Annotated in this window: 16 protein-coding genes and 1 pseudogene; 10 read left to right on the top strand and 7 right to left on the bottom strand. The window is 34.2% G+C overall.

Annotated elements, in window-relative coordinates; genetic code table 11:
- Positions 1–348, top strand: a pseudogene (locus V6M85_RS14200) (AAA family ATPase); the annotation flags it as partial.
- Positions 349–462: 114 nt separating this feature from the next.
- Positions 463–1,011 (top strand): DUF4143 domain-containing protein, encoded by a 549-nt coding sequence (locus V6M85_RS14195; RefSeq protein ID WP_422398139.1) that lies wholly within the window; start codon positions 463–465, stop codon positions 1,009–1,011.
- Positions 1,012–1,502: 491 nt separating this feature from the next.
- On the opposite strand, the gene V6M85_RS08825 is transcribed toward V6M85_RS14195, so the two are convergent.
- Positions 1,503–2,609 carry a glucose 1-dehydrogenase gene (locus V6M85_RS08825; RefSeq protein WP_338598904.1) on the bottom strand — a complete coding sequence of 369 codons (1,107 nt, stop codon included), beginning with the start codon at positions 2,607–2,609 and terminating at the stop codon, positions 1,503–1,505.
- Between the two features lie 277 nt (positions 2,610–2,886).
- Between V6M85_RS08825 and V6M85_RS08820 the strand changes: the two genes are divergently transcribed.
- Complete coding sequence (locus V6M85_RS08820; RefSeq protein WP_422398138.1) at positions 2,887–5,043, top strand: ABC transporter substrate-binding protein; 2,157 nt, start codon at positions 2,887–2,889, stop codon at positions 5,041–5,043.
- Between the two features lie 61 nt (positions 5,044–5,104).
- On the opposite strand, the gene V6M85_RS08815 is transcribed toward V6M85_RS08820, so the two are convergent.
- Entirely contained in the window at positions 5,105–5,842 is a 738-nt protein-coding gene (locus V6M85_RS08815) for an alpha/beta hydrolase (RefSeq protein WP_338598901.1), read from the bottom strand.
- 286 nt (positions 5,843–6,128) lie between these two features.
- Positions 6,129–7,334 carry an enolase C-terminal domain-like protein gene (locus tag V6M85_RS08810; protein ID WP_338598898.1) on the bottom strand — a complete coding sequence of 402 codons (1,206 nt, stop codon included), beginning with the start codon at positions 7,332–7,334 and terminating at the stop codon, positions 6,129–6,131.
- A gap of 367 nt (positions 7,335–7,701) precedes the next feature.
- Between V6M85_RS08810 and V6M85_RS08805 the strand changes: the two genes are divergently transcribed.
- Together V6M85_RS08805 and V6M85_RS08800 are read left to right on the top strand one after the other, a co-directional pair.
- Positions 7,702–9,894 carry a glycoside hydrolase family 31 protein gene (locus V6M85_RS08805; protein WP_338598896.1) on the top strand — a complete coding sequence of 731 codons (2,193 nt, stop codon included), beginning with the start codon at positions 7,702–7,704 and terminating at the stop codon, positions 9,892–9,894.
- Positions 9,895–10,026: 132 nt separating this feature from the next.
- The gene (locus V6M85_RS08800; protein WP_338598893.1) at positions 10,027–11,838 is read left to right on the top strand and encodes a hypothetical protein; all 1,812 of its coding nucleotides are present in this window, start codon (positions 10,027–10,029) and stop codon (positions 11,836–11,838) included.
- Positions 11,839–12,127: 289 nt separating this feature from the next.
- Here the strand turns inward: V6M85_RS08800 and bgaS are convergent, their stop codons facing one another.
- Positions 12,128–13,597 (bottom strand): beta-galactosidase BgaS, encoded by a 1,470-nt coding sequence (bgaS, locus tag V6M85_RS08795; protein ID WP_338598891.1) that lies wholly within the window; start codon positions 13,595–13,597, stop codon positions 12,128–12,130.
- 304 nt (positions 13,598–13,901) lie between these two features.
- Positions 13,902–15,059 (bottom strand): MFS transporter, encoded by a 1,158-nt coding sequence (locus tag V6M85_RS08790; protein ID WP_338598888.1) that lies wholly within the window; start codon positions 15,057–15,059, stop codon positions 13,902–13,904.
- A gap of 372 nt (positions 15,060–15,431) precedes the next feature.
- Between V6M85_RS08790 and V6M85_RS08785 the strand changes: the two genes are divergently transcribed.
- From V6M85_RS08785 to V6M85_RS08775, 3 genes are all read left to right on the top strand, one after another.
- Positions 15,432–15,539 (top strand): transposase, encoded by a 108-nt coding sequence (locus V6M85_RS08785; protein WP_338604706.1) that lies wholly within the window; start codon positions 15,432–15,434, stop codon positions 15,537–15,539.
- 110 nt (positions 15,540–15,649) lie between these two features.
- Positions 15,650–16,867, top strand: a complete 1,218-nt coding sequence (locus V6M85_RS08780; RefSeq protein WP_338598886.1) for a transposase — start codon at positions 15,650–15,652, stop codon at positions 16,865–16,867.
- Positions 16,868–17,048: 181 nt separating this feature from the next.
- Positions 17,049–17,903 carry an amidohydrolase family protein gene (locus V6M85_RS08775; RefSeq protein ID WP_338598883.1) on the top strand — a complete coding sequence of 285 codons (855 nt, stop codon included), beginning with the start codon at positions 17,049–17,051 and terminating at the stop codon, positions 17,901–17,903.
- Positions 17,904–18,118: 215 nt separating this feature from the next.
- Here V6M85_RS08775 and V6M85_RS08770 read toward each other — a convergent pair whose 3' ends face one another.
- Positions 18,119–19,198, bottom strand: coding sequence for a Gfo/Idh/MocA family oxidoreductase (locus tag V6M85_RS08770; protein WP_338598881.1), 1,080 nt, complete (start codon positions 19,196–19,198; stop codon positions 18,119–18,121).
- Between the two features lie 458 nt (positions 19,199–19,656).
- Here V6M85_RS08770 and V6M85_RS08765 point away from each other — a divergent pair, with 458 nt between their 5' ends.
- Complete coding sequence (locus V6M85_RS08765) at positions 19,657–19,827, top strand: hypothetical protein (protein ID WP_338598878.1); 171 nt, start codon at positions 19,657–19,659, stop codon at positions 19,825–19,827.
- Positions 19,828–19,895: 68 nt separating this feature from the next.
- Positions 19,896–20,921 (top strand): aldo/keto reductase, encoded by a 1,026-nt coding sequence (locus tag V6M85_RS08760; RefSeq protein ID WP_338598876.1) that lies wholly within the window; start codon positions 19,896–19,898, stop codon positions 20,919–20,921.
- On the opposite strand, the gene V6M85_RS08755 is transcribed toward V6M85_RS08760, so the two are convergent.
- Positions 20,904–21,863: a Gfo/Idh/MocA family oxidoreductase gene (locus V6M85_RS08755; protein WP_338598874.1), complete on the bottom strand. Its 960-nt coding sequence runs from the start codon at positions 21,861–21,863 to the stop codon at positions 20,904–20,906. The genes V6M85_RS08760 and V6M85_RS08755 overlap by 18 nt on opposite strands.
- Between the last annotated feature and the right edge of the window lie 36 nt (positions 21,864–21,899).

Raw genomic sequence — 21,899 nt, 5'->3', positions numbered from 1 at the left:
ACCGGATTAAAATTGTTAATAAAATCTCTCCTTGAGAAAGGTATTAAGCCAGAAAATGTAATCTACCTAGACTTAGATTACATTGTTTCACTTCAAGAATTTAGGAGAATTGTAGTGGGAATAATCTCGAAAAAGGAAAATAGGAATGAAACCTACTACATTTTCCTTGATGAAGTAAGTTCAATAGAAGATTGGTGGAGGGTTCTAAAGTTTTACATTGACCACGGTGAGTTTAAAAACGATGTAATAACAGTTTCTGGATCATCAACTATAGGGATTAGCAAATCACCAGAGAAATTCCCGGGTAGGAAAGGTTATGGCAAAGAAGTTTTAGCCCTTCCTCTTTCTTTTCCTGATTTCGTTAAAGTAAAGGGTTACAGCAAAGAGGAAGTTTCATATGATCTAACTCTAGCTCAGAGACTTTTTGATGAATATAAGGAGAAAGGAGGATTCCCAAAATCCATTAATGATAATCCAGATGCTATAACTGCACTAGTTGATGGAGTTATTTCAGAAACACATAAACATTCAAAAAATCCTAGAATTGTACAAGATATTATCTCATCCCTTGTTGAAAAAATTCCTTCAGCTTTATCTTTTAATTCCATAGCTAACGATATTGGAATTTCTCACAATACTGTGGCCGAATACTTAGATTTTCTTTCAGATTTACTTCTTATTGGAATAGCTTATTGGAGAAGTGAAGGAAAGGTAGATAAGAAAAAAGAGAAGAAAGTGTTCTTTAGAGATCCTTTTATTTCCCACTCTCTTTCATCATGGGTAAACAAAAAGGTTAATGAAAGTGCTTTACTAGAAAATATAGTGCAAGAACATATATTTAGAAATTTTGGAGAAGTTTACTACTTTAAGAATAATACTGAAATTGACGTTGTAGCTGGTGAATACAAGATAGAAATAAAGAAAAGTAGAAGCAGAAGAGGATATTCTAAAGGCGTGAGAATTCTAAACGAGGAAGATATACCTAGCTTCTTGTTAATGATTGAAAAGTAAACCTTAGAAAAAAGTTACCAAGTTCATCTACTGACTTTCTCCCACCTCACAGTAGTCCCTAAAATCAATTTATGAAAAGTTACTAAAACTTTATTTTAAATCAACGTTAAAAATGAATTGAAATTTAGAAATAAATTGAATTCTACGAGGAGAAAAGCGTTTGTGAGGAAGCAAACAATAATAGAGTCAATATTAGCACTTGTCAAATCCTACCCTATTACAACATAAAACGAAAAGGATATATGACAACTTCCTTCTCTGCTTTTAAAAATTAAGTTTTATCACTATTCATTAAAATTATGTAACAATTCTTTCCTTAATTTTCATTTATTTTTAAGAGGTAATTTTGATAAGTAATGCTTTGGCTGAGACTATCAGTCAGCTTATTTGAAATATGCAAGAGTCATCTGGTGAATGTACATAAGCGTAAAAACAATAAGGAATCCTTATGCGATGAAAGCTCTCTAAATCTTCTCGTGTTAAGAAGTTAATTAATCCCATACAATCTTCACTTTTATCTCCCCTGGCGCTTTCTCCTTTAGACTTCTTATTACCTCTTCTGCATTATTTATACTTACAGTCTTCGTTATTAACATACTTGCAGTTTTAGGCCATAACGATTTCCATGATGCCAGATGGATAAGCGCCTGTTGAAAATGAGGTTTTTGGCCGTTATCCAAACCTAGAATAACTCTATTATTTATTACAAAATCTTGTATAGTTTTATAGTCCAACGAAAAACTATCATATCTTGGGAATCCAAATAATCCTAGTATTCCATTATTCTTTAATAGTGGCACTAATTGTTGTATTATCGACGCTGAAGATCCGCTAGTATCTATTATTAAATCAAATTTACCTTCAGCGGTAACTAATTTTTCATATCCATTAGCTGAATTATAGAAGTTAATCCCAGGCTCGTCTAAGATCGCTTTTTCATTATCTAATAGCTCTCTTCGATTTGAAATCCACACTTGAAAACCATATGACCTCAAAAGCAATGAGAATAATATACCAGTAGGTCCAGTCCCTATAACTAATGCATTCCTACAATTATAGGTTCCATCCTCACAAGTCCATATTGGTATTCTCCTTTGAGTTATGAGTATTGATTCAATAGACTTTTCCAAATCTGCCAGAGGCTGAGCTAAGATTGCTATATCTCTAATTGAAGGCGGTATCTTGACCAAGTACCGAGGATCATCATATAAATACTCCCTCATAAATCCATCAAGTCCTCTTGTTCCTGCTACTAATCCTTCACCAGTCTCACAGAAATCCGGACGTCCTATTAAACAGTTGAGGCATTTTCCACATCCCCTTTTATTTATAGGCATAACCAATTCTCCTTCCTTTAAACCATAACCTCCGGATTCTACTACACCAATTGCCTCATGACCTAAAATTAATTCATCCTTACCAGCCGGAGGTTTAACACTAGTTCTCTTACCATTAACTATTTCCCTGTCAGTGCCACAAATTCCATTCTCTAGGATTCTAATTTTAACTAGCCCAACTGTACTTAACTTATCTTCTTTAAACTCAACATCCTTAATCTCAACACCTGGTTTTGGGGGTTTTACTACTATAGCCTTCATTTCATATTTGCCTCTAGCGGCGGATATAAAACCTTTATGGGTAAAAGAGTTTTATACAATAGCACATAGTTGCATATAGGGATTAGATAATATATATCTTATGTGTATTACAAATGATAAATAATGATTACATAATATAAAACTTAATATATCATTTTTATAATTTAGCATGTTACTAGATACTCCATATAAAATATCTAGAATTCTTTTTTAAGATTTTTAATCTAACTTGTAACGCATAAAGTTTAATATTCAATTTATAAACCGAAAATAAATGATGGCGAGTAATACAATGTGGAAAAGGTTAGTAATATCTAGTTTGATTAGTGTGTTAATCTTACTAAGTATAGGAAGTTTCTTCATAGTAACATCACAATCATCATCAACAGTTCAACCTGAAGGTAGTATTGTAGTTTTGGCTTCTCCTGTAGGCACATGGCAAGATAATTTTAATCCATGGAATGCACCCACACCGGCAGATGATGGAGAATGGCTCATATATGAGCTCTTAGCGCAAGTAAACTATGGTACTGGTCAGATTATTCCTTGGCTAGCTACTAATTGGACTTGGACCACTGGTTACGTCACAACTGCTAATGGTACTAAAATACAAACACTAGCACTAATACTGTATTTGAGGCATGACGTGTACTTCACTGATGGTACACCATTTAACGCAACAGCAGTATGGTACACAATAGCACTAGAACAAGCATACCCACAACTAGGATACTTGGCTAACTACGTCGCCAACATGACAATAATAAACCCATACGAAATAGAAATAGTATTCAAACCAGGGACAACCCACATGATTCTGTATACGGTACTAGAACAGTTTATTGTTGATCCTGCTCAATGGGGTAAGTACTTCCCAGTTGAACAATTACCTAATGGCACATACGTAGGCCTAAACAAGACTGGGAATCCATATACTTGGCAAGATCCAGATCCAATAGGCACTGGACCATACATGTTGTACAGTTATAGTCCACAAGAGATAGTACTAGTAGCTAATCCACACTACTGGATGCCAGGAGAACCAAGAATAAAGTACATATTGTTCCCCGCATATGCAAGTAATGTACAAGCGGATACTGCACTAAATAATGGTCAAGTAACCTGGGCTGGACTATTTGAACCTGGAATACAGCAAAACTTTGTGGCTAAGAATCCACAATACTATCACTTTTTCTCTCCTGGCATAAGACCGCAGATGGTAGTATTTAATGATTTAAGATGGCCTTTATCTGATCCAGTATTAAGACAAGCTATAAGTCTTGCAATTAATAGGACTGCAATTTGTTATTTAGGTGAATATGGACTTGAACCTCCAACTCCGACTCCTCTACCTTTAGCATCACCGATGTTAAGTGTATTAAACTCTTCAGTTTTGCAACTTGCTGAGAAATATGCTCCTCCACAAGGTAATGTTACTGCTGCTTTACAATTACTTGAATCACATGGTTACAAATTAGTTAATGGTCAGTTGATTGCGCCAAATGGTACTCCAGTTCCTACGATGACAATAATGGCTCCTGCAGGATGGACAGATTGGGATGCAGACTTAGCATTAATAGCACAACAATTGAAACAGATTGGATTAAATGTCCAAGTAGAAACACCACCATTCTCTACTTGGTACAGTGATGTGGAATCCGGGAATTATTGGATGGCAATGATATGGGATTTAATTACTGGGCCTTCACCAATTTTCTACTTCCAAGGATATCTCTATAACTATTGGAATTCCCCTGGTAATGTTACACCAATAGGAAATACAACATACTATGACCTAGAGAGGTTTAATTTATCGATAATACATCCAACATTTGAACAATTAATTCAATGGGCGTGGGGTAACTTTAGCGTAAATGACGCTGTGTACAATAATATAATAAACCAGCTAGCTGTTTTATGGATTAAGTACATGCCAGCAATGGCTGTAGTCTGGAATGCTGAATGGTATGAATATGTAAATAATACTGTTACCGGATGGCCAACTCCACAGAATCCTTATTGGCTGGGTGCACCATGGGAAAATCTTCCCACAACGCCTTTGCCTGTTGTTTTGGCTTTACATTTGGTTAATCAGTCTGTTCCAGAGCCGTGGTGGTATTATACTTCACAAGTTCCTCAGAGTTGGTACACATCAAATGATCCATTCGTCTATCAACCAACAACAACTAGCACAAGTACCACTACTTCAACTACCACAACTACATCAACAGTGACCAGTGTTTCCACAACGAGCACAACACTAACGAGCACAACAACACAAGTTTCAACTACTACAACAGTTTCAACTAGTACAACAACCGTAACCCAAACAGTAACTAGCTCATCATCAAACATGGGATTATACATAGCAATAGCCGTAGTAGTCATAATCATAGTAATCATAGGAGTAGTACTAGCACTAAGAAGAAGATAAAAAATAAGTTTATTTTTTTTTTAAAAATTTATAAATAAAATATAAATAAAAATTAGTCGGGTCAGAATTCGATAGAACGTAACCAATTAGCTGTCTCTTCAAGTACTTTTTTCTTTACTTCTTCTGATTCAAAGAAATGATCTCCTTTATCTAATAGTACGATTCTCTTTTTATTAGCCTTTAATTTTTCAAAGAATTTTAGTGATTGTGTATAAGGAACGACAGTATCGTCTTTGCAATGTATAATCAAAGTGGGAGATGTAACTTTTTCTGCTAAATTCATAACGTTTGCTTTAGCTACACTCATATAACCTTGTTCTTTTAATTTCAAGTTTCCATATCTTCCAACTAAATAATAATTATCTACTCTTTTTGGTGGGTTTTTAAAGACTTCACTGAAATCAATCGCAGGAGCTAATAATACTAAGGTGTCTATTTCGCTGAATTTCCCGGCTGAATAGATTGCTACATGTCCTCCCATACTTACTCCAACCAAACCAAGCCGCTTTGGAGCGTATTTTCTCATAACATATCTGATAATGGTTTCTGCATCTTCATACGCATGATTAATCGTAAAATTTTCAAAAGGAAATCTACTTTTATCATGACCTCTAAACTCTAATCGTACTACATTTATTCCCATTTCGCATAAGGCTTTTGCAAGTTCGTTGAAAGGTGACTGAAATCTACTCCCAGTAAATCCGTGAAAGAAAATGAAAAATTTATCACCTTTTAAGGACAAATTAAGGGTAACGTTGAGCTCGTTTATTTCTTCATCTTGACTATTGCAACTCATCATTACGTTTGTAATAATTATTTAGTTATAAAACGTTATAGCGTAACTAATTAGCTTTATTTTTTAATTAACCACTAGTGCCGAGGGTAGTGACAGTTTAGTATTTTAGGGGTTAGGTTCTTAAAATGATTTTTGGATAGTTTTCCTTTTAAGTGATTATAAAAATCTTTGAGTCTAATTATGGATGCTTATAGCTATTTATTAAGGTATTTCTATGTATGTTTTTATGTGAAGTGGTTTTCTTTGGGATTACCATATATCTCAAACAATCAATATAATAAAAAGAATGTTAATCGATATGGCATTTGCAACTTCTGAACTTCAGTTTTGGTATCGTTGTTATATCTTTATCCCCATGGTATATGTAATCTCCGGTATCGTTGTACATTTCCTCATATTTCTGAACTTTAGATTCATCAATTTCTATACCTAATCCAGCCTCTTTTGGTACTTGAATTTTTCCATTTTCTATATAAAATTGTCTTTTAATAATGTCATCTTCTAAATATATGTAATGAGTATCTATGGCATAACCTAAGTTTTGAGATGTTGATGCAGCGTGGATCATGGCGGATAAGGCTATTCCAGTTTCGCTTGGACTATGCATGCCTAATTCTAAGCCTAAACTCCAAAGTGTTGCGGATAATTCAAGATAACCATATATGCCATACCACCAATGCGGATCTCCTAAAATTACATCTACAGCATTTCGAAGGAAGACGTTAGGAATGTCCTCAAATCTGGTCGCAACTGTATTCGTAGCTACCGTATAACCTGTAGCTTGTTTAAATGCTCTTAAACCTTCCATCGTCCAGACCGGATCTTCAAAATACTCTATTTTTATTCCCTTGAGACTTTTAGCCACATTAACCGCTTGGGATAAGTTCCATCCTCCATTCGGGTCAATTCTAAATCTAGCATGAGGAAATTTATCAGCTAAGGCCTTGATAACATCAACTTCATGTTCTGGGTTGAAAACGCCTGCCTTTAGTTTAATTGATTTGAAACCGTATTTTCTTACTATTGCCTCCGCGCTCTTCACTAAGTCATCAACTGTTTCTGTATCTTCTGTAGGGAAAATGTAAGCTGATACTTCTATACTATCCCTTATTTGACCACCTATCAGATTAGAGACAGAAATTCCTAATGCTTTTCCCTTTATATCTAGAAGAGCACTTTCTATGGGGAACCAAATCTGAGGTAAAAGTTGATTATAGTATGTAGCCGTTATTGGTGATGCTATTTTCCACTTAAGTCTTCTAATGTTGAACGGATCTTCGCCTATTAATTGCCTTTTCAACTTCTCGATAAATGGAGCGAGAGAAAACCCTCCACCTCCAGTCTCTCCATATCCCACTATTCCCTCATCTGTAATTATTTCAACTAATGTGAACACGTTTCTTCCAGGGTGTTCCCCTGCTACTCTTAGGAGTTTTCCTCTTATTGGGATAGCTATGCTTCTTGCAATAATATCTTTGATTTTAATTGCACTCACCTTACTTTACTTTTAGGTCATATGGTATTAAAACGTATACGCTTACATTTTTACATTTGGATTATGAATAACGATAAACCTTCCCTTTTCTTTATATCGATAAAGGAAGTTTAGTAACATCTTATACGAGGAATGTCTTTATACGAAGGTCAACATTAGGATCCATTAAAAACTCCTTGGCTCATACCATGAATTAATTTTTGTTGTTAGGAAGGTAAATAGCATAACTTACTAGTTGTACCACTTAATTCCGAATATACCTTTTACGGTCTTTTTGTAGTGTGTTTCCTTAATCAATTGCTTTCGCTTGTCTTAATTTGATATTACATCAAACCCTTTATTTTAGGAAGTTAACATATGAATTAGGATGCAAATTAAAGATCTTAACCTACGTGTAGAATTTTATGCAGATAATATAGTAAGAATAGTGTATTATAAGGAAAACTATCAAGACAGTAGTTTAGTAATATTACCTAATTTAAAGAAGATTAACGCTAGAAGTGAAAATGATGTATCAACGGTTTCCTTTTATACTGATATCTTGAAAGTTAATGTTGATTTACTTAGAGGGGAACTGGTAATCAGTGATAATGAAAAAGGAAAGGTAATTATTAAAGAGGTTGACAGAAGGCTAAGGTATAACACTTCACTGATGACGTACACTGTTGAACAAGAGTTTACGTTAGAGGATAATGAAAACCTTTATGGATTGGGACAGCATGCAGGTGGGAATGGACTTGGCGAATCTTCTTCATATAGATTAGGTTATAGAGGTTCCACAATAACTTTGTCTCAAAGAAATACAGATATTAACATACCTTTTATCGTATCTAGTAAAGGATATGGTATCCTGTGGGATCTCTATTCTCTTGGTTCCATAAGCCTTAAGGGAAATAGGTTAAGGGTTTGGTTTGAGGCTGGGAAGAAATTGGATTATTACGTAATCTATGGACAATCAATAGATGAGGTCATAAGGGGATATAGGAAGTTAACTGGTGATGCTCCACTATTACCCAAATGGGCATACGGTTATTGGCAATCTAAGGAACGATATAAATCTCAAGAGGAATTGTTATCAACAGTCAAGGAGTTTAGGGAGAGAAAAATACCGATAGATGTAATAGTACAAGATTGGAGATATTGGGGGAAATATGGGTGGAATGCGTTTAAATTCGATGAAACTGATTTTCCAAATCCTAAAGAAATGGTAAAACAAATTCATGAAATGAAGACAAAATTGGCAATTTCCATTTGGCCAACGTTTGGTAAGGAGACTGAAGTTTATAAGGATATGGAAAATAGGGGATGTATAATTCCAGGTACTATTGCCTTTAATCCCTATAAGGATGAATGCAGGGAGTTATTTTGGAGCTACGTAAAGAGATTCTTTGAAATTGGTGTAGATGGGTATTGGTTGGACGCTTCAGAGCCAGAGACTGGTTTTGGTTTGGTTTTCTTCTCGCCAATTCACGACGCGGATTTAGGTATAGGGAAAGGGTATGAGTATTTGAATACTTATCCGTTAATGGAGACTAAAGCAGTTTATGAAGGGCAAAGGAAGATTACTAATAAGAGAGTTGTCATTTTAACTAGATCGGCTTTCGCAGGTCAACAGAGACATTCAGCGATTAGTTGGTCTGGCGATATATTAGGTGATTGGGCAACTCTTAGGGCTCAAATACCTGCTGGTCTAAATTTCTCAGTCTCTGGAATCCCCTACTGGACAACTGATATTGGCGGATTTTTCTCTGGAAATCCGGAATCTAAATCTTATGCTGAGATTTTTGTTAGATGGTTCCAATGGGGATCTTTTTGTCCAATATTCAGAGTTCATGGTACAATATTTCCTAAAGAGCCATGGAGATTTCCTAAAGAGTATCAAGATGTGATTGTAAAATTCATAAGATTTAGATATAGACTATTACCCTACATATATTCTTTGGCATGGAATGTTTATAATGGTGGGTATACGATTATGAGACCACTTTTCATGGATTTTAAAGAGGACTATAATGTTTATCAAATTGATGATCAATACATGTTTGGTCCTTACATCATGGTTAGTCCAGTTACATTGCCAAGTATAGAGGAAAGAGATGTTTACTTACCCTTAGGAAGCTGGTATGATTTCTGGTCTGGCGAGAAATTAATAGGCGGAAAATGGATTAAGGGTAAGGTTAGTTTAGACATGATTCCTCTTCATGTAAGGGCTGGGGCAATTTTACCACTATTAGCAAAGCCCGTTGAAAGCACAGAAGAAGAATGGGATGAAATTGAATTAAGAGTTTACCCAGGTAGAGATGGAAAGTTTGAGATTTATGATGATGATGGCATTACATATGACTACGAAAACGGTAGATATTATATAATTCCAGTTAAGTGGAATGAGGATAAAGAGGAGTTAGTAATAGGCAAAAAGGTAGGTAACTTGGATATGAAAAAGAAGATAATTAAGGTAGTTTGGGTGGAAAAGGATAAGGGAGTGGGTATTGACATTTCAAAAGTAGACGAGGAATTGGAATATGACGGTAACGAGAGCATTGTGATAAAAAGGAAATAGTTCCTATTTTCTCTATCTCCTCTCTTGGTATTTCAAATTAACGTTTTTGTTATATTATAAAATCATTCTTCGATACATCATTATCTATTTGTTGTTAAAAGTTTTTAATTGGGTAAATATTTAGGGTACTAAATGTCGGATCTAAAGTTAGCAGTTTATGTGATTGCACATACTTTAAAGAATGCTAACGACGAGAAAATTAATAAATTAAAAGAAAAATTTAAGGAACTTAAAATATCAAAAGTCTATCTGGAAAATTATAGGGATGGGCTTTTTCTGAGTAGTGACCTTATGTTAAAATTTAAGGAAATTTTCGAAAAAGATTTTGAAGTAGCGGGAGGAATGGCAATAGGGACATGGGGTATAGGGTGGGGTGAGAAAGAAAGTTTTGGCTTTAATGTTGCCTGTATTGCTGATGAGAAAAATAGAGAATTAGTAAAAACAGTTGTAGAGGAACAGGCTAAAGTGTTTGATGAAATAATTATTGATGACTTTTGGGCTAATTGGTGTCATTCAGAGAAAGATATTCAATTATTCAATTCTATGTACGGATTAAATTTTACTAGGGATACGTTAGTTAAAATGCTAAATGACCCTGTAATCTCTCGCTTATGGTGTGAATACTCGTCCTCACTAGTCTACGATACATCTAAAGAATATGTTGTAAAACCCGCAAAAATGATAAATAATAAAGTTAAAATAACATTAAAGGTTGCAGAATGGAGAGAGAACTTCTACCATAGAGGGCTTAAATTGGAGAGATTAGCGGAAATATTTGATAATATTTACGTAGGAACTGAAGCTAGGGAATTTAACGCCAGATATGGTTCTCTCTATATCGTGGATTTCGTCAGAAGTCTTGTCGGAGATAAATTGAAGGGTGTCTGGTTTGATACGTTTATAGGAGGAGAAGGTGGAGACTATGGAAGTGTTAAAACGTATTTACAACAGTTCCTCTTAAGCGCTTTTGGACTCACAGAGGAAATAACGCTATTTCACGCTGGTGACATGTTAGATTTTGAAAGGGCTCCGCTATTTGATAGTGTAAAGATGAATAGAGAAAAAGTGGGAAACTGGAGAAATATTGTTAATAAAAAATATCGTACGATAGGTTTGAAGAGAATACCTATACAGCACTTTTCTCCTCAAAACAGTGATAAATACATAGAGGATCATTTAGGAATAATAGGCATTCCTTTAGAAGTTTCTAAAGAGATAAAGAAGGGTGATTTAGTTCTTATAACTGAATCAGACCTCTACCATATAGATATAGTGGATTTGCTTAACAATAAAGAAGTAGACTTACTGTTCACCGCTTCAGCTGTTAAGAAGGCTATCCAGGTGCTGGGAAGTTTAGCCTTGGAAATTTTTGGCATAAGCGACGTTATTTATGATTCCATTAACGTAATTGCAATGACTAAAGATGGTAAATCGTTTTACGGTTCGCATTATAAGAGACAAGCCATATTTCCAGTAGGTCCAATATTTAATCTGACTAGTGCTACGCCAATTCTTTACGCATATGATGGAACTCAGTATTATCCAATTGTATTTAAAAATACGTATAATAATAAAGCTACCGTTTATGTAAGTTCGCTTACTACTTATATGCCTTATTTACTTTCTGAATTTTATCCAGAGATTTCTAGGCAGGTATTACGAGACATAATTGGGGATCATGTAGGAGTAAGAGTCAAGCCAGAATCCTCTTTGTTGTTAAATGTTTCCCTTATAGTTAAAGAAGGGTTAATAACATTAGTTAATTTAAATGATTTCCCAATTAGACTGAGACTAGCAATAGATAACAATAAGTTTAGAATATCTTCAAATGAACCATTAACTAATGATATGAAAGTCCTAGAAGTTACTGAGAATGAAATAAAGATAAGGCTTAAGGAAAATTCCTTTGACGGACTAAGGTTAGATAGAATTAGCAACACATAGAAATAATGAATTATAAGATCTAAATTTTTTGTAAGGATAATTTTTAAAATTAAATCATACAATACTGCAGGCATAGTTTTGAGTTGGGGGCTTATTATCTAAATAAAGAATTAAAAGAAATGCGGTTATGAGCGATTAATTATCCTAATAGGAAAAGTTTATTTAAAGAAAAGAAAAGAGACGAATACTTTCTGAGTTATAGGAAAAGTCCCTTATTATTAGGCTCTATGCAGTAGGATCAAAGTATGAAAAATAGTTCATAAATCTCAAGGTCATCTGTGTTGAAAGTCTAATGTCTAAGTGGTTTTATGGGTGGGACACTGTTTAGATGCTCTATTTCATCAATTATTCCTCCGTTAGTTGCTATCTCTCTGTAAACCAGTGCTGATGGTCTCCAGTATAACTTCTTTGTTGCATAATCAACTTTTAGCAAACCAAATCTCATTGAAAATCCGGATGCCCATTCATAATTATCTGCTAAAGACCAGTGTAAGTAACCTCTCACATCTGCTCCACTGTTTATAGCTCTGTGTACTTGATAAATGTGAGATACGAGATAATATGGTCTTTGATAATCAGCATCATCAGCTATACCATTTTCAGTAACATACATATATAAATGATATCTATTCCAGTACTTAGTCAAAACATCATATAATCCTTCAGGGTAGAATTCCCAACCAAAATCACTTGTTGGTAAGCCAGCTAAACTAACTGAGTTTCTCTCGCATCCATGTCCATATCCGCCTAAGCTGGTATATCCTCTTTCAGTTTTTTTAACTACCGTTCTAGTGTAATAATTAACTCCTATCCAATCTAGTCTATTTCTTAGATCCTCTCTTACAACCTTTTCTTTTCCCTTATTGACTTCACCCCTAATTATAGCATCGAAGAATACCCACCTATTATCATATTCTGCCATTTCTACAGCTTCCTTATCATTTTCAGTTAATGGTTGGAAAGACGAATTGGCGTAGATTATTCCTACTGGTTTCTTAGAGACACTCTTTATTGCATCATATGCTCTTGCATGAGCTTGAATTATATTATACATTGCCCTACCTGACAATTCAAAGCTAAGATGTCCTGGTGGAAATCCGGATTTAACACCTACATATCCTAATCCCCAAACTACATTAGGCTCATTCATGGTAGAATATTCATCTGCAAGATCATCGAATTTCCACGCAATATATGCTGAGAATCTTGCAAATTCGTAAACTGTTCTGGTACTTAGCCAGCCTATTGGACCACTAAGGTCTCCTTTTCTTACCCTTATAGGATCGTGTATCCACAAAGGTAAAGGCCAATGATACATGTTTAATATAAAGTAAATTCCTCTGCTTTTGAGGTCTTTGAAAATTTCCCTATAGTGATTTAGTGCGTCTTTGTTTGCATATTCGTCCATTTTTCTTAATTCATTTTCATTAATTTCAACTTCTGTTACATCTGTTTTGCTCTCATCAAAGTTTTGTGGTTTTGGTAATGGTTTTGGGAATATTCGGGACCATTCTACATTTAATCTAGCTATTTTAAGTCCCATTTTTTGTGCATTATCGTGAAATGTCTTATAGTTCCCCCAGTACCCTGGACCGTTCTCTGGCAAGTCTCCACTAACTAATCCAGAAGCTATATTTTCTTTATCATGGACCCATACATACCAGTCAGTGTTTGGATCTTCTGACCCTGGTGTTCCCATTTCCGATTGAAATCCTGCTTGAGACCAACCAAACCTAAAGCTCTTTGGGAATATATGCATACTACTCTTCTTCTTAATACATTTTTAAGCATTATGGTATGAAAGTTTAAGTTTACTTGTATTTTCAGTTGTACTCTGAAAACAAAAATTATACTTAGAAACAGATTATATTGCTAAACATGAAATATACGATATTATTTTTATGAGTATCTTTCTAAAGATTGTAATAAAGAGTCCTAACTAACGCGTTTTCCGCTCTGCAAAAAGGTCACTGAATATTAACTTCTACTTTCATGTCTCCATCTTCTCCATCTTATAAAAACAATTTTTAAAAAAAAATAGATTCATGTATTTTTAATTGAGATTAGTTTCGTTTTACTGCATCCTTAATTGTTAAGAACAAGGAAGATACCGAGAGTCTCAAAATAGATGTGATAAGGAGAAGTAAGTTAATAGCGTAAATTGGATTGCAAAACTGGGAGACGTAGTTATATAACACACCACCTATAATAGAGCCGGTCATTACTCCACATCCTACAGTTAAGTTGTAAATTGCTAGATTTCTTTTTACCGTAGTTTCGTCAGAATTGTCAAATAAATACGCTATATAAGTGACTGAACCTACAGCGTTGGTAAACCCGCTAGCCAGATTCGCTATATAAATATCATTAATGGAATCAGATAAGGCATAGGATAGGGGAAATATGGAATAAATTGCACTTCCTATGAACATAGTAAGTTTCCTTCTTGTATCTGTTAATTTTGCTACAATTTTTCTAAATAATATTGTTATTATACTAGTTTCTATACTTAATATAGCTATATTTTCATCATTCATATGAAATTTATATACTTGTGCTAAAGGAAAGATTGGCCATGCTATTGCTAACACCAAATTAAAGAGAAATGTAATTCCTAGGAATCTATTTATTGTTGTTGAAGAAGTAGTTCTCATAACGTTACTACTTCCCATTATTTTATGTTTATCATAATCTGCATCAGTCTCTACTTTTCTTGACAAATACGCTGAGCTAATAAGCATAATTCCAGAAATAATAAAGAAACGTCGAATAAGTTCTATGTTGTTTCCAGTTATTAAACCAGTTATTAACGTGGCTATTAAGGATCCGATTGTGGCGTAAACCATATAAAGAGAAAGAGTTGATCCTCTGTTGTTTCTACTTACTTTATCCATTATTAAATTCCATCCAAAATTCGCTACTCCTATGCTTGTTGTTATGATGAAATAGATTAATAGGAATATCCAGTTAAATGGGATAAAGGCACTTACTATCCACAGTATACCGTTTATAAAAGTACCTAAAAACAAGAGGAGTCTAGCTCTAGATTTGATGAAATTTAAGAAATACTGAGATATATTAGGGATTGCATTTGTCGCAGAAGTAACTAGTGCCAACTCTTCTGAATTCATTCCAAAATAGGCTGAGACAAAGGATATAAAGGGATTAACTAGGTTATTGGAAAGATTTGACAAAATTGCAAAAAATTTAAGATATTTCAAGCATGTTCATGAATAATTTAGGACTAGAAAATTAAAAGTTAACTTACGAATCTTATAGGAGATAAACGTTGAAAATACCAATTCCTAACACTAAGAGTCCATTTTAACATTAATGGGGGTTAAGGGATTAAAGTCCCCATCCGTAAGGTTGGGGATGGATTAGCTCCCTTATAGAAAAGTTTTTACTTATTATAGTTATCAAAAAACTTAGTGAACTATGCGTTATAAACTCCATAGAAGTTCACATTCAATCCATTCACTTTACTATCACTATGAACAAGTATAGGAGAAAAATATTTCACAACGAGAATAAAAATAATAGACCTCCTAAAGAAACTAATTTACGAAATTAGTGAAACATTTTAAGTTCACATTGTTGAAATCAGTGTAGATAAAGACCACTTCCACACCCTATTCAAAACAAAACCAACACTAAACATACGAAGGTACGTAAAAACAATAACATCAAGAGAAATATAACAAGGAAAGGAAGAAACTTCCCACCAGAAGTAAAAGATGAAAAGATCACTTACGGACACCACACCCTCTTATAACAACTAAACAAGTAACACTCAAGGTGCTAAAACAACATGTTGAAGGAAAAGAATAAAAAAGATATCATACGTTTATCTTATAAATACAGAATATACCCAACACTAGAAATAGAACAAAAACTCATTAAAACAATGCAAAGTGAAGCTAAAGTATACAACACCTTGTTAGATTACATAACAGAAAAGAAAAAACAAGGAATAAAAGTAACACAACTAGACACACAAAAACTACTCAAAAACATGAAAGAAAAACATGAGGTATACTCAAAAACCCTACAAATGATAAATAATATACTCTGGTACAACATTCACGCTTTATCAGAACTAAAAAAGAATGGAAAGAAAGTAGGAAAACTAAGACACAAAAAGATATTCAGAATAATCTGGTACAACCAATCCGGATTCAAACTACAAGGAAACAAACTCTATCTCTCGAAAATAGGCGAAATAAAAGTCCTCTTACACAGACCAATACAAGGGAGGATAAAAGGTGTAATCATAAAGAGAAGCAAAACAAACAAATGGTACGCGATATTCCAAGTAGAACAAGAAAAGCAACAACTAGAGAAGATTGGCAAAGTAGCTAGTGTTGACCTTGGCATAGAGAAATTTGCTACTACAAGTGACGGTATTGCGATTGAAAATCCTAAACTTTTCGATAAGATAGAGAAAAGAATCAAATTACTGCAAAGGAGATTATCAAGAAAGAAGAAGGGTTCAAGAAATTATGAGAAAGCTAGAGTTAAGCTAGCTAAGGCTTATGAGAAACTTGAAAACACGTTGAACGATTACATACACAAGATAACAACGTGGTTAGTGAAAAATTATGATGTGATAGTAGTTGAGAAATTAAACATGCTAAAAATGATACATGACTCGAATAGCAAGTTGAGGAAGCATATTCTTTATTCAAAGTTTTCAACTTTTCTCCACCACCTTTTCTACAAGGCTGAAAGAGCTGGTAGGAAGGTGGTGGAGGTAAACCCAGCATATACATCACAAACATGTTCAAGGTGTGGGTACAGGGTAAAACTTAGTTTGTCTGACAGAATATTTCGTTGTCCTAATTGCGGTCTTGTAATAGACCGTGATTATAATGCTTCTCTAAATATTTTGAGGAATGGGGTTGGGACTGCCCCTCTGCCTGTGGAGGGGAAACCTCTACTGTACGTCACCTTTTATGAGGTGGTGTACAGCAAGTTTCCCCAGAGAAGCAGGAAATCCTCATCGCGAGGTGGGGATGCTCCGTCGTAAGGGCGGAGTAGTTCACAAGAAGAACGAGAATTGACGTTGGCATTTGCTAATTATAAAAATATTCATAAAATAAAAGATAATATAACAATAAAAAATACGATGCACAGTAGGGAGTAAGAACAATAAACATTTGAAGGGGGTAACAAATCAGTTTAAAAGTCCTTATATCTAATTATCTTACATGGGGTATGTAGACGCTCATACTCACGTCTGGTTTAAAGAGGCTTTACCTAAAGATTTCTTCAATAATGATTCTGGTTACGAATATACCCCACCTAGTATAAATGATATTATAAAGGAAATGGATAGTGTAAATATAGATTATATTGTAATAATTGCATATCCTAGTAGGGAAATTTGGCATATTAAAGAAGATTTTCCTATTAATATGATAAACGTTGTTAAGGATTACGCAAACAGATTTTCAATAGTAGGAGGTATAGAGCCAAATAAATTAAGTTTGCAAGAAACAAAATACTGGTTAGAAAAGCAATATGAGGCAGGTGTTTCAGGATTTAAGCTCCATCCAGTACATTCTCACGTTAAGCCGAATGCGTATAGAGAAGAGGAAGGAGGTCTAAAGCAACTGGAATTACTTTACCAATTTGCACAAGATCACGAATTACCAGTTATTATCCATACGGGGACTAGCGTATTCTTAAAAGCTAGGAATAAATATGCTGATCCAATTTTTGTCGACGACGTTTCGGTGGACTTTCCAAAATTAAAGATAGTTATGGCTCATATGGGTAGACCAAACTACGTTCCTACGGCTTTCCAATTAGTCAGAATAAGGAGAAATATATACGCTGAAATCTCTTCTATTCCACCTAAGAAATTGCTAGAATATCTACCAAGACTTGAGGAAATAAGTTATAAGACAATTTATGGTAGTGATTACGGTGGTCCCGGAGTCAAGGGTATTTCACAAAACTTGAAGGAGTTTCTCTCGATTAATATTAGTGAAAAAGCTAAAGTCGATATAGCCAGTAACAATCCAAAATCATTATATAAACCATTAAGTGAATTACGATAAATGAGTAGATAATGGGTAAATTAAATAATAATAAAAGTGGGAGAATATGTTAAGGTAAGATAATTGCTTTGTATATTGTTCGGGAACTAGAGGTATTTTTCTAGAATATCTTGATAAAGAGAGTAATTAAAGTCTACTAAACCACTCTAAGTTAAACTTAAAATGATATAGCAAGACAGATTCCTTAGAGTGGAATTTAATATTACAAATACAAATTAAATCTCTGGTATTACTATTCTGATCTCCCTATCTTCCTCTGAGGATTTATATATGCCATCAATAATCGAATGCAGTATAACGCTTTCATATCCTGTAATAGGTGGTTCTTTATTTTCCAATACGCTTTCCACAAACGACTTAACCATTTCATATGACATATCCTCTTTTTTCTTTATAACCGGTTTCATATCTACAAGGAAATTGTCTGTTCTCCCATGAAATGAAATATCTAAAATTGCCTCATTTCCATTTCCTTCAATTCCACCTTTATCACCTAGCACTCTGATGTAACTTCTCTCTTCTGCATGAGATACGTTAGCTGCCCATCCCACTTCTAAAATCATACTTATGTCTTTTTCAAGTTTTACGAATCCAGTAGCGTAATCCTCAAGGCTAAAATTCTCTATATCCCAATTTCCCCAGTTGAACTTTATTTCGTCTTTTTTATTTCCGAATTTAGTATAAGTCTTACCTATTACACTTATAGGTTTCCTGAATTTAAGTAATGTAAGTAAGTTGTCTATTATGTAACATCCTATATCTAATAGTGCACCCCTTCCACCAGATAGCCTTTTATCAATAAACGTGGGTATACCTGGGATACCTCGTCTTCTTACAAGATAACCATAAGCCATATAGGGCTCTCCCAATAAATCCTTGTCAACGATCTCTTTGCCAAATTGCAATGCTGAAGAGAATCTGCTCCAGTATCCTACCATTAATTTTAGACCTTTGTGTTTAGCTGTTCTTACTACATTCAATACTTCATCTAAATTAGAGCCTAATGGTTTGTCTACCAATACGTTTACTTTTTTATTTAACACATCCATTGCAATTTTAGAATGTAATCCAGTAGGAGTAACTATGCTCACTGCATCTAGAGATTCCTTTTCTATCATGTCCATGTAATCGGTATAACATTTAATCTTGAATTGATATGCTACTTCCTCGCATCTTTCCTTATTTATGTCAGCCACGGCTATAATTTCGACTTTATCTCGTAATTTAGTTAATGGAAGGAGGTGCCTATTTCTTCCATGGCCACCTACACCTATTATACCGTATCTGATTCTCATATATAATATTTGTAATTTTTACCTATAAATACACATCTTAAGCTGAAAATATTAAAATAAACAAGTGGTAATTCTCTTAATATTTATAATACTTAGAAAGTATCTATAGATACAATGGAAGTCGATAGGAAGTTCTAATTTTAGTGATGTCATCATATATGATCTTTTAGATAAATAAGGGTATATTCTGAAAACAATATAAGATGGAAGTTACTCTTGTAAACTTTTCAGTAATAGATGGGGATTAAGAAAACATGTGCAAAAGTTTAGTATAATATATTGAGATTATTTAAAGACTAGTCGAGTTATCATTTGTGTTAATTTAGTTAAAAAATAGTTTACATTATGGGAGATTCCAGTCATTTGAAATGGAGTTTAAAGTTTACTATCTCTATCTAAATCTAAGGGCAGAAAGATTTAAAAATTACTATAGATGATTATATATTAGTGAGTGAAAAATGGTCTTGCTACAATTGAGGAAGAAACAAGAACAACCAAACAAAGTAGAGGAAGAGAGAAGAGAAGAAATAGTATCAATTGATCAGTTACCAGAAGAATATTTAAAGCTAGAGTATCCAAACGACTGGAAGTATCTACAAAAAGTAAGAGTAAGAACTACTGTTTTTTGAGTAAATAGAGAAACATCTTTCTTGTTCTCGTCATAAAAATATATACTTCGTGATTCTATTTTATACGCATGAGATATGTTAAGTTAGGAGATACTGGAATTAAGGTTTCTCAAATAGCCTTAGGTACATGGTTTCTTCCTCTTTTGCCAGAAAAAGATGACCTAGGAGTCTTCAAAGTAGACAAAGAGACCACATTGAAAATACTCAAAAAAGCGTATGATGAAGGAGTTAACTTTATCGATACTGCAAACGTTTATCATGGTGCACTATGGGTAACTGATCCCCCGCATATTGGAAATTCGGAAAGAATCGTTGGAGAGTTCCTAAGGTTGATTGATAGAGAATCTGTGGTGATATCAACTAAGGTAAGAGGTAAGGTTAGTAATTTCGTTAACGGAGAGGGATTATCCAGAAAACACATAATGTGGCAAATTAAGGAGAGTTTAAAGAGATTAAATACCGATTACGTTGATGTGTATTTTATTCATTGGCCAGATCCTGATACTCCTAAATTAGAAACCTTGAAAGTCCTAAACAGTTTAGTGAGTAACGGGATAGTCCACTATCTAGGTATTAGTAATCATCCAGCAACAGATGTTATCGAATTCCTTCAGTTAAGTGAGAGATATTGCCTTGAAAAATTTGTAGTCATGCAAGATCTATATAACATGCTAGAAAGATATGTAGAGAAGGATAAGATAAACATAGCTAAGAGATATGGATTAAGCATAATGGCATATGCTCCATTAGCTCATGGATTTTTAACGGGAAAATATATAAGTGATAAAGGTTGGAAGATAGAGGAACTTAGTAGAGTTTCTATGTATAATGATTTAAAGGGAAGGTACTTTTCTGAGAACAATCTCAAAATTCTCATGGAACTTAAAGAGCTTGCCTCACAGTTAGGAATAACTCTTTCCCAGCTTGCTATTGCTTGGCTTATAAAAAGAGGTGAACAATTAGGAGTCACAATTATTCCACTTATTGGAGTAAGTAAAATGAGCCATCTTGAGGATAACTTAAACGCCTTAAATGTAAATTTGAAAAATGATGATTTAAAGAGAATAGAGGAGATATTAGGAATAACCACATGAGTGATAAATATCTAAAACAGCTCTTAAATCTCTCAATGCAATTTCTGGAGGCATTGGAACATTAGAATCATTTTTTACAGCATTAACAAACTCTCTTATCTCAGTTTCTATAGGGCTTACCTTTTCGACTTCTATTCTTTCCCCTTTCTCACCTATGCTTAGTATCAAGTCACCATAAGGTTTTCCCATAACTCTACTATTTGGATCCTCTACCAAACTTCCTCTTTCTCCATATATCTCAAAGGCAGGTACTTTAGGTGGATTTATGATTGACCAACTGTACATGAGTAGTCCCAATGCTCCATTTTTGAACTTAAAGGTAGCTAGTGTGGTATCTTCTCCTTCTATTCCAGAAAAATATCTCCCACAGCTCGCCTTAACGTATTCATATTCTCCTCCGAGATTAAGTAACGTATCGATGAAGTGAACACCACCATCAATTAACGCACCTCCTCCCATTTTTTCCTTTTCTCTTCTCCATCCCTTAGGTTGGTATAAGTGCGTAGACCTCACAATTATCAGAGACAAGCTTCCAAGTTTTGATAGTAGTTCCTTAGCTTTTCTAACAGACGAGTCGAAGTAAAATTGCTCTAAAACCATGAATTTTCGATTGGTCTCCTTCGCAGTTTTTATTAATCCTTCTGCTTCCTCTATCGTTCTCGCTATTGGTTTTTCTAACATTAAATGCTTCCCCGATTTCAATGCTCTAATTCCCATGGGATAGTGTTGATCATGACTCACTAAAAGGTCCACTATATCAACATCTGAATTTAATATGTCATCGTAATTGGTGAAATACCCTTTTGCGTTAAATTCCTTCATGCATTCTTTTGCCTTTTCCTCATTTCTACTAAAAACGTAATATTCTATATCTGGTATATTTTTCATTGCCCTTAAGTGGACCTTACCGAATCCATCACATCCGACTACAGCTATTTTCATAGCCATTTATTTACGTTTTCAAAATATTTAAGCATT

Origin of the sequence: Sulfolobus tengchongensis (genome assembly GCF_036967215.1) — an archaeon.
Taxonomy (GTDB): Archaea; Thermoproteota; Thermoprotei_A; order Sulfolobales; family Sulfolobaceae; genus Saccharolobus; species Saccharolobus tengchongensis_A.
The sequence above is the reverse complement of the archived record's forward strand: the minus strand, read 5'-3'. Positions and strand labels throughout refer to the sequence as shown.

Bases quoted from the DNA above. Each gene is read 5' to 3' on its own strand.
- V6M85_RS08780 (WP_338598886.1), top strand. From the start codon at position 15,650: ATGTTGAAGGAAAAGAATAAAAAAGATATCATACGTTTATCTTATAAA.
- V6M85_RS08815 (WP_338598901.1), bottom strand. From the start codon at position 5,842: ATGATGAGTTGCAATAGTCAAGATGAAGAAATAAACGAGCTCAACGTT.
- V6M85_RS08770 (WP_338598881.1), bottom strand. From the start codon at position 19,198: ATGAGAATCAGATACGGTATAATAGGTGTAGGTGGCCATGGAAGAAAT.
- V6M85_RS08825 (WP_338598904.1), bottom strand. From the start codon at position 2,609: ATGAAGGCTATAGTAGTAAAACCCCCAAAACCAGGTGTTGAGATTAAG.
- V6M85_RS08820 (WP_422398138.1), top strand. From the start codon at position 2,887: ATGGCGAGTAATACAATGTGGAAAAGGTTAGTAATATCTAGTTTGATT.
- V6M85_RS08755 (WP_338598874.1), bottom strand. From the start codon at position 21,863: ATGAAAATAGCTGTAGTCGGATGTGATGGATTCGGTAAGGTCCACTTA.
- V6M85_RS08765 (WP_338598878.1), top strand. From the start codon at position 19,657: ATGGTCTTGCTACAATTGAGGAAGAAACAAGAACAACCAAACAAAGTA.
- V6M85_RS08805 (WP_338598896.1), top strand. From the start codon at position 7,702: ATGCAAATTAAAGATCTTAACCTACGTGTAGAATTTTATGCAGATAAT.
- V6M85_RS08760 (WP_338598876.1), top strand. From the start codon at position 19,896: ATGAGATATGTTAAGTTAGGAGATACTGGAATTAAGGTTTCTCAAATA.
- V6M85_RS08800 (WP_338598893.1), top strand. From the start codon at position 10,027: ATGTCGGATCTAAAGTTAGCAGTTTATGTGATTGCACATACTTTAAAG.
- V6M85_RS08775 (WP_338598883.1), top strand. From the start codon at position 17,049: ATGGGGTATGTAGACGCTCATACTCACGTCTGGTTTAAAGAGGCTTTA.
- bgaS (WP_338598891.1), bottom strand. From the start codon at position 13,597: ATGCATATATTCCCAAAGAGCTTTAGGTTTGGTTGGTCTCAAGCAGGA.